At 61.1% G+C, this 7733-nt stretch carries 6 protein-coding genes; 2 read left to right on the plus strand and 4 right to left on the minus strand.

The window, feature by feature from the left end:
* The first annotated feature begins 192 nt into the window (after positions 1-192).
* On the plus strand, positions 193-2355 hold the full coding sequence (locus FW800_RS27155; RefSeq protein WP_446438852.1) for a TonB-dependent siderophore receptor: 2163 nt from the start codon (positions 193-195) through the stop codon (positions 2353-2355).
* Here the strand turns inward: FW800_RS27155 and FW800_RS27160 are convergent.
* The gene (locus FW800_RS27160) at positions 2345-3475 is read right to left on the minus strand and encodes an MFS transporter (RefSeq protein ID WP_446438853.1); all 1131 of its coding nucleotides are present in this window, start codon (positions 3473-3475) and stop codon (positions 2345-2347) included. The genes FW800_RS27155 and FW800_RS27160 overlap by 11 nt on opposite strands.
* A gap of 98 nt (positions 3476-3573) precedes the next feature.
* Here FW800_RS27160 and FW800_RS27165 point away from each other — a divergent pair, with 98 nt between their 5' ends.
* Positions 3574-4344: an AraC family transcriptional regulator gene (locus FW800_RS27165; protein ID WP_032880755.1), complete on the plus strand. Its 771-nt coding sequence runs from the start codon at positions 3574-3576 to the stop codon at positions 4342-4344.
* Positions 4345-4348: 4 nt separating this feature from the next.
* Here FW800_RS27165 and FW800_RS27170 read toward each other — a convergent pair whose 3' ends face one another.
* The 3 genes from FW800_RS27170 to FW800_RS27180 form a co-directional block, all read right to left on the minus strand.
* On the minus strand, positions 4349-4786 hold the full coding sequence (locus tag FW800_RS27170) for a carboxymuconolactone decarboxylase family protein (protein WP_005788953.1): 438 nt from the start codon (positions 4784-4786) through the stop codon (positions 4349-4351).
* A gap of 93 nt (positions 4787-4879) precedes the next feature.
* Complete coding sequence (locus FW800_RS27175; RefSeq protein ID WP_032880754.1) at positions 4880-6325, minus strand: mechanosensitive ion channel family protein; 1446 nt, start codon at positions 6323-6325, stop codon at positions 4880-4882.
* Positions 6326-6505: 180 nt separating this feature from the next.
* Positions 6506-7372, minus strand: coding sequence for a pirin family protein (locus FW800_RS27180; protein ID WP_032880753.1), 867 nt, complete (start codon positions 7370-7372; stop codon positions 6506-6508).
* Positions 7373-7733: the final 361 nt, after the last annotated feature.

The raw sequence follows: 7733 nt of genomic DNA on the forward strand, positions 1-7733 counted from the left end.
TCAAGAGCGCCTCGCTTCGCATCGTGGTTACCGTCGGTTGCTATCAAGTTGTGTAGATACCTATGGCTATCGCAGCAAGCCAGCTCTCACATTTGATACGTGGTGTGGCAGAGCCCCTGCTGCATAACTTGTAAAATCCCGCCGTTATGCCTAGCTTATGCGCCCCCCCGCCCTGCGTTTAAGGCCCTGCCCATGGTTCTGCGTTTTCGACCCGTCGTCACTTCACGTTTTGCCCTCGGTCTGCTGCTCAGTGGCGGCATCGGCAGCAGCCTGGCCGCCGAGATTGAACTGCCGACGGTAAAGGTCCAGGGGCAGGATGAGTCCGGCTACCGTAACGAAACTGCCTCTGTGGGCGGTTTTGACGAAGCACCATTGCTCGACACCCCGGCCTCAATCACGGTGATCAACGCAGCCTTGATCAAGGACCAGCAGGCACGCTTGCTCAGTGAAGTGCTGCGCAACGATGCCTCGGTGGGCGACAGTTACGCGCCCATCGGCTATTACGAAAACTTCGTGGTGCGCGGCTTCTCGCTGAATGCGGCCAGCAGCTACAAGATCAACGGGCGCACCATCACCGGCGAGCAGAACGTCGCCCTGGAAAACAAGCAGCAGGTGGAAGTGCTCAAGGGCCTGGCCGGTTTGCAGAGCGGCATTTCCGAGCCCAGTGGCGTGATCAACTACGTGACCAAGCGGCCGGAGGACGTGCGCTCGGTAACGGTGTCTACCGATGATCGCGGCAGCGGTTATATCGCCACCGATGTCGGCGGCTGGTTTGGCAGCGAGCAGCAGTTCGGCCTGCGTGCCAACGTCGCCCATGAAGACCTCAATTCCTATGTGGAACACGCCAATGGCCAGCGCGATTTCCTGTCCCTGGCCTTTGACTGGAACATCAGCCCCGACGCCGTGCTGCAACTGGATGCCGAGTACCAGAACAAGCAACAACGTTCGGTACCGGGGTATCAACTGTTGGGCGGTACGGAAGTACCCCATGACGCCTCGCCGAAAAAGCTGCTGGGGCATCAGACCGGCGGCAAGCAGGTGGGGATTGATTCGCTGAACCTCAACGGCAAGTTCGAGTACCGTTTCAGCGACCAGTGGAAAGGTAATATCAGTGCGGCGCGCAGCAAGGTGGTGATTGACGATTACAGCTCGTTTGCGTGGGGCTGCTACGGGTCGGCCAGTTGCAGTTCAACAAGCGTACCGAACTACTTCAGCCCCGAAGGCAATTACGACGTCTACGATTACCGCAGCCCTGACGACACTCGCCGCGACGACGAAATCCAGGCAGCCATGACCGGCCTGTTCGACACCGGCGGCCTAGGCCACGAACTGACGTTTGGCACCAGCGCCTTTCGCCGGGTGATCGACAAACGCAAGTCGGTCAACGAATTTATCGGCACCGCCAATATCGACGAACGAGTTCCGAGTTTCCCCCCTACCGACAAACCGCTGAACGACAGCCACCGCAACCTCGACAGCCGCCAGTACGGCCTGTTCGTCACGGACCGCATTCGATTCAACGAACAATGGCAAACCATCCTCGGTGGCCGTGAAGTACGCCTGGATGAAAAAGCCTTTGACGGCGTCACCGGCAACCAGACACGCCACACCCAACAATACGTGTTCCTGCCCCAGGCCTCGCTGATCTACAAACCAGTGGACAACGTTTCGCTGTACACCAGCTACAGCAAGGGCCTGTCACTGGGTGGCACGGCGCCGTGGTTCGCAAAAAACCAGGATGAAACCCTCGCCCCCACCGTCTCCCGTCAAATCGAAGCCGGGGTTAAATACGACTGGCGCCGCATCAGCTTTGCCGCTGCCGTGTTCCAGACGCGCCAGGCTTACCAATACGCCAAGCCCGAAGGTGACGGTTTCACCTACCTGCAGCAAGGCCAGCAGAAGAACACCGGCCTGGAATTGTCCGCCAACGGCTGGGCCACCGACCGCCTGCAAATCGCAACCAGCGTGGCAGCGATTCGAGCGCGGGTCAGCGGCAGCGGCACGCCGGACTATGAAGGCCACCAGGCGATCAACGTGCCCAAGCTGCGCGCCAGCCTGTACGCCGACTATGCCTTGCCGTGGGTCAATGGCCTGGCGGTACTGGGCGGCGTGCAATACAGCGCCAAGAAATACGCCAATCGCACCGGTAATGTACAGGTGGGTGATTACGCGGTGGTCAATGTCGGCAGCCGTTACACCACCAAGGTCGATGGGTACGAGACGGTGTTTCGCCTGAGCGTCGACAACCTGTTCGACAAGCGTTACTGGCGCGACGCAGGCGAGTACATGGGCGATGACTACCTGTTCCAGGGCGCACCGCTGACGGCGCGCCTGAGTGCATCGGTCAACTTCTGAAGACCCGCGGCGTTGCCAGCCACAACGCCGCCAAGCTGCATACCAACAGGCTCCAGCCAAGGTCCTGGGTCCATGCCACCAGGGTCAGCCCGCCACCAATCACCAGGTAATACAGCAAGCCAAACAAGGCGGCGGCAGTGCCGAGGCGATCGCGGTAGTCGACTAACGCGCCGCCGAGCACGTTGGGTATCGCCATGCCGAATGCCAGCACCACCAGCAACATCGGCCATACCAATAACCAGCTGTGTTGCAGGGCCAGTACCAGCAGGCTCCCCACCACCGCCACTGCAGCAGCGACAAACACCAATTGATCGCTGTCCATACCACGCTTGAGCAAGGTTTTGTTCAGCCACGCCCCCAGGCCGGACCCCAACGCCAGCAGCACGCCGCTGTAGCCGAACTCGGCAGTGGAGCGCCCCAGGTGCGCGAAGATAAACGGCCCCACGCTGTAATAGCTGAACAGCGCAATATTGAAGGCTGCCACCAATCCAACCGAGCGCCAGATTCCGGCATCCTTGAGCATCAATCCGAGTGTCTGGCCAAGGGCGGCCGTGGGCAACGATGCCGGGCGTGTTTCCGGCAAGGCCCACAGGCACCAGGCCCACAACGCCAGTGCGAGCAGCAGCAACGTGCCAAGCACGCCGCGATAGCCGAAGCACTCCACCAGGCTCGCACCGCTGAATAACCCGATGGCGGGGCTGGCCGCCAGCGCAATGCCCATCAGCGAAAACACCTGGGCCAGTCCAGCGCCGTGGAACCGGTCACGCAACACGGTCTGCGTGACCACCGACCCCACCGCCGCACCGAAAGCAGCACACGCCTGGGCCAGCAACAAACCGCTGAATGTGGTCACATTCAAGGCCAGCGCCGAGGCGCCTGCATAAACCCCAAGCCCGATCAGCATCACGGGCCGCCGCCCCCAACGATCGCTCAAGCGCCCCCATACCACTACACCAAAAGCGAAGGCCAGGAAGTACACCGACAGTGTCAGCCCCGCCCGCTCAGGCTCGACCGCGAACACCCGGCCGATATCGCCCAGGGCCGGGCTGTACAGGGTCTGGGCCAATTGCGGGAACATCAGCAAGGCCATCGTCAGCATCAGCAAATTTCCAGACTTCATCACCAGGTCCATCCATAAAAACAATGGACGAATTCTAGGGCGCGCCAACTGGGGTATTATCCAGACTTCGACATTTTATCCATGAAATCGGACAAACCATGGCTTGGCTTGAAGCGACTGCGTCTTTCAATCCCGACGCGTTTGCCGCTCCCGTGATCGGCATCGCTGCGGTGCTGGGCAATCACGACTCCGGCATGCATCGCCACCAGCGCGGGCAGTTGCTGTTCACCCAGCAAGGTTGCACGCGCATCACACTGGACACCCAGCTGTGCCTGCTGCCGCCCACCCGCGCTGCCTGGATACCTTGCGGCCTGCCTCATCGCGCGGTGATGCAGCACGCGGTCGATTACCGGTCTGTATACGTGAGCGCGGCCCTGGCCGGGCAGTTACCCGCGCAGGTGCGCGTGATCCAAGTGAGTACCTTGCTGCGGGCCGTACTGGAACCGATGGCTATGGCACCCTTCGAGACCGATTGGCACACCGGCCGCTATGCCCACTTGCTTGGCCTGTGCCTGGACGAAATCCGCCATGCGGTCGAGCAGCCCCTGCTCCTGCCGTTGCCGCAAGACAAGCGCCTGGCACCCTTGCTGGCCCAACTCGACCGCTTGCCACCGACATTGCAGGAACTGGAGCAGCACATTGGCGCCAGCACCAAGACCATTGGCCGGATTTTTCTCAGGGAGACCGGCCTGGGGTATCAGCAGTGGCGCCAACAGTGGCGACTGATGCGGGTGATCGAACTGCTCGCCACCGGGCGCAGCCTGGGCTACTGCGCCTTTGAACTGGGCTTTGCCAGCGACAGTGCGTTGATCGCCTTTTTCAAAGGCATGACCGGCAGCACCCCGCGTGGTTATTTCAAAGCCAACTGATGCCTTACTTGGGCATCTTGCGAAACCCCACCGCCAGGCGATTCCAGCTGTTGATGGTGGCGATGGCCACGCTCAGGTCGACTTGCTCCTGTGGGCTGAATTCGGCGGCCAGGGCGTTGAAGTCTTCATCCGGGGCGTGGGTGTGGCTGAGCAGGGTCAGGCTTTCGGCCCAGGCCAGGGCGGCGCGTTCACGTGGGGTGAAAAATGGCGTTTCGCGCCAGGCCGACAGGGTGTACAGACGCCGCTCGGTCTCGCCGCCTTTGCGCGCATCGGCGGTGTGCATGTCGAGGCAGAACGCGCAGCCGTTGATTTGCGAGACGCGCAGGCGCACCAGTTCCAGCAGTGGCAATTCGATGGAGAGTTTGCCTACCGCCGCTTCCAGGGCGAGCATGGCTTTCATCGCGTCTGGGGAAGCGGTGTAGAAATCGGTACGGGTTTGCATGATGAGACTCCAGAACGTTGGGACAGGTGCGCAGAGTAATCAGCGCAGCGTTCTGGAGAAATAGCCAATCCGGGCGAAGAACAGGTGACCAATCTACAGGCCACGCTTCCTCAGCCACTGGATGAAGCCCTTCTTGACTGGCACCACGGGTACGTCTTCGGTCAGGGCCTGGGCGGCATGGCGACGGAAATCCAGCAGCGCTTTCATGGCTTCGCCGATATCATGCCGAGCGTCCAGGCACGGCTTGAGGTATTCATTTTCGATGCGGTACAGCGTGCAGTAGGTCTTGGCCGAAAAATCCGCCAGTGCCGCCTGGTCGGAAAGGATGCCGGACTCACCGATCACCTCCCCCGGCCCCATGCGCCCGGCCTCGAACTTGTGCCCGTCCTTGATCAACAGCACCGAGACCACGCCAGACTCGATGATGAACAGGTGATCGCTGACCTCTCCCGCCGCCAGGATCATCTCACCGGCGCGGTAGGTGTGCAGGGTCATGTTCTGGCTGAAGGTGTCTTTTTCTTCCTGACGCAAGGTGGAGAAGATCGATGAGCGCTCAAGCAGAGCGCGGGCGCCGGACACGGATGGCGGCGTGCTGCCTTCGGTGGAGGACAACAGCCCCACACCTGCCGCCTGCAAATGCCGATAGGCCAGGTCGTAAAGCTGGTTGCGTGTTTCACGCTTGAGGCCCATGGCCGGCACAAACCCACTGATTTCATATTCCACGCCGCCGCTGGTGGAGGCCTTGAACGCCACGCTTGGGGCGGGCTTGGCCAGCAGCGGCCGGCAGCCCTGCATGGCACGCTCCAGGGCCTCGATCACGGTTTGCGGGCGCGCATGGGGGCTGACTTGCAGGCTGACCGCCAGGCCGAACATGTCTGCCGGGCGCGAAAAGTTGATGATTTTGGCTTTGGCCGCCAGGGAATTGGGGATCACCGCCAGGCTGCCCTGGGACGTTTGCAGGCGCGTGGCGCGCCAGTCGATGTCGGTGACGCGGCCTTCAGTACCGTCGATTGAGATCCAGTCATCGATCTGGTAAGGCTTGGTGGTATTGAGGACGATCCCGGAAAACACATCGCTCAAGGTGCTTTGCAGCGCCAGGCCGACGATGATCGCCACGGCGCCGGAGGTGGCCAGTACGCCTTTGACCGGCAGGTCGAGCACATAGGCCATGGCGGCGATGATCGCGATCAGGAAAATCACCGCGCCCAGCAGGTCCTGCAATAAACGCCCGGTATGGCCGACCCGCTGCATCATCACCGCGCCGAGCAACACCGTAAGGGTGCGCGCCGCGAACAGCCACCAGCCGATCTGCAACGCCGTGGCGGCGAGGTGCAAGGTGGTGTCGTCGGCATAGGGCGCCGCTTGCATGGGGTTCATGCCGTCGTTGAACAACACGGCACTGAATACCGCAAAGATCACCAGCCGCGCCGCCAGTTTCCAATTGGCCAGGCTGGGGGAAATAAGGCGCCACACGGCAATGTCGATAAGGATCAACGCCACGGCGCACAACATCGGGTGATCAGCGATAAATGAGGGCATCCAGGCGACTCCAGGGCGAATGCCGAGAAGATCGCATGAAATAAGAACCCTGGGAACAAAATGTAGGAGCGAGCTTGCTCGCGAAAAACCACAACGATAACGCGTTCTGTCTGATTGAACGCAGTATGTTGAAGTTCTTCGCGAGCAAGCTCGCTCCTTCAGGTTTTTTGCGGTGAACCGTCAGGCGTGCATCTGCCCGAACTTGCCCGATTGGAAGTCGGCGAACGCCTGGTGAATCTCCTGCTCTGTGTTCATCACGAACGGACCGTGGCCGACGATGGGCTCGTCGATGGGTTCACCGCTGAGCAGCAGCACCTTGGCGTCGTCATTGGACTCCAGGGTGATCTGATCACCGTCACGCTCGAACAACGCCAGTTGCCCTTGGCGCGCGACTTCTTTGCCGTTGACCAACACAGTGCCGCTGAGGATCACCAAGGCCGTGTTGCGCCCGGCGTGCAGGTCCAGCGTGACCGCCTTACCGGCGTTGAGGCGCAAGTCCCACACGTCAATCGGCGTAAAGGTGCGGGCCGGGCCCTGAGTACCGGCGAACTCACCGGCGATCAGGCGCAATTGCCCCGCGTCGTTAGCCAATGGCAGCACCGGGATATCGCCATCCACGATGGTCTGGTAACCGGCATCCGCCATTTTGTCCTTGGCCGGCAGGTTGACCCACAGTTGCACCATTTCCAGCGCCCCGCCGCTACGAGCGAAAGCTTGGGAGTGAAATTCCTCGTGGAGAATGCCCTTGGCTGCAGTCATCCATTGCACATCGCCCGGGCCGATTTTGCCGCCGGCACCGGTGGAATCGCGGTGCTCGACTTCGCCGTCGTAGACGATGGTCACGGTTTCAAAACCGCGATGCGGGTGTTGGCCGACGCCGCGACGCTGTTCAGTCGGGGTGAATTCAGCCGGGCCTGCGTGATCCAGCAACAGGAATGGGCTGATGTGCTTGCCCATGGTGTCGTAGGAAAACAGCGTGCGTACCGGGAAACCATCGCCGACCCAGTGGGCGCGGGGGCTGGTGTAGATACCAATTAGCTTTTTCATGATGTACCTCCAAAGTGAGTACAGCTTAATTCGCCTCACCTCTGAGCACTAGAGGGCAAAACTGGCCCTGATCGTTCTACATATAGAACAATTCTTTAGGCTGTAGGCGGGCTTGCCTGCGATGGTGGCTTGCCAGCCGACACCTACCTACCTGACACCCCGCGATCCAACTGTGGGAGGGGCGGTGCGACGATTCGACTTGCTCGCGAAGGCGGCCTGACAGGCGACGCAGTTATACCGGGTGCATATCCATTCCTGCGGTAACGGCCACTTAGGGTTCCGCCCTTACGGCGGCTCCTGGGCTCGGTGTGCCCGTAATCCGCCATGGATTTGGGGGGCCGCCGCCACGCGCCATCCATGG

It is taken from the genome of Pseudomonas sp. 910_23, from assembly GCF_052850795.1.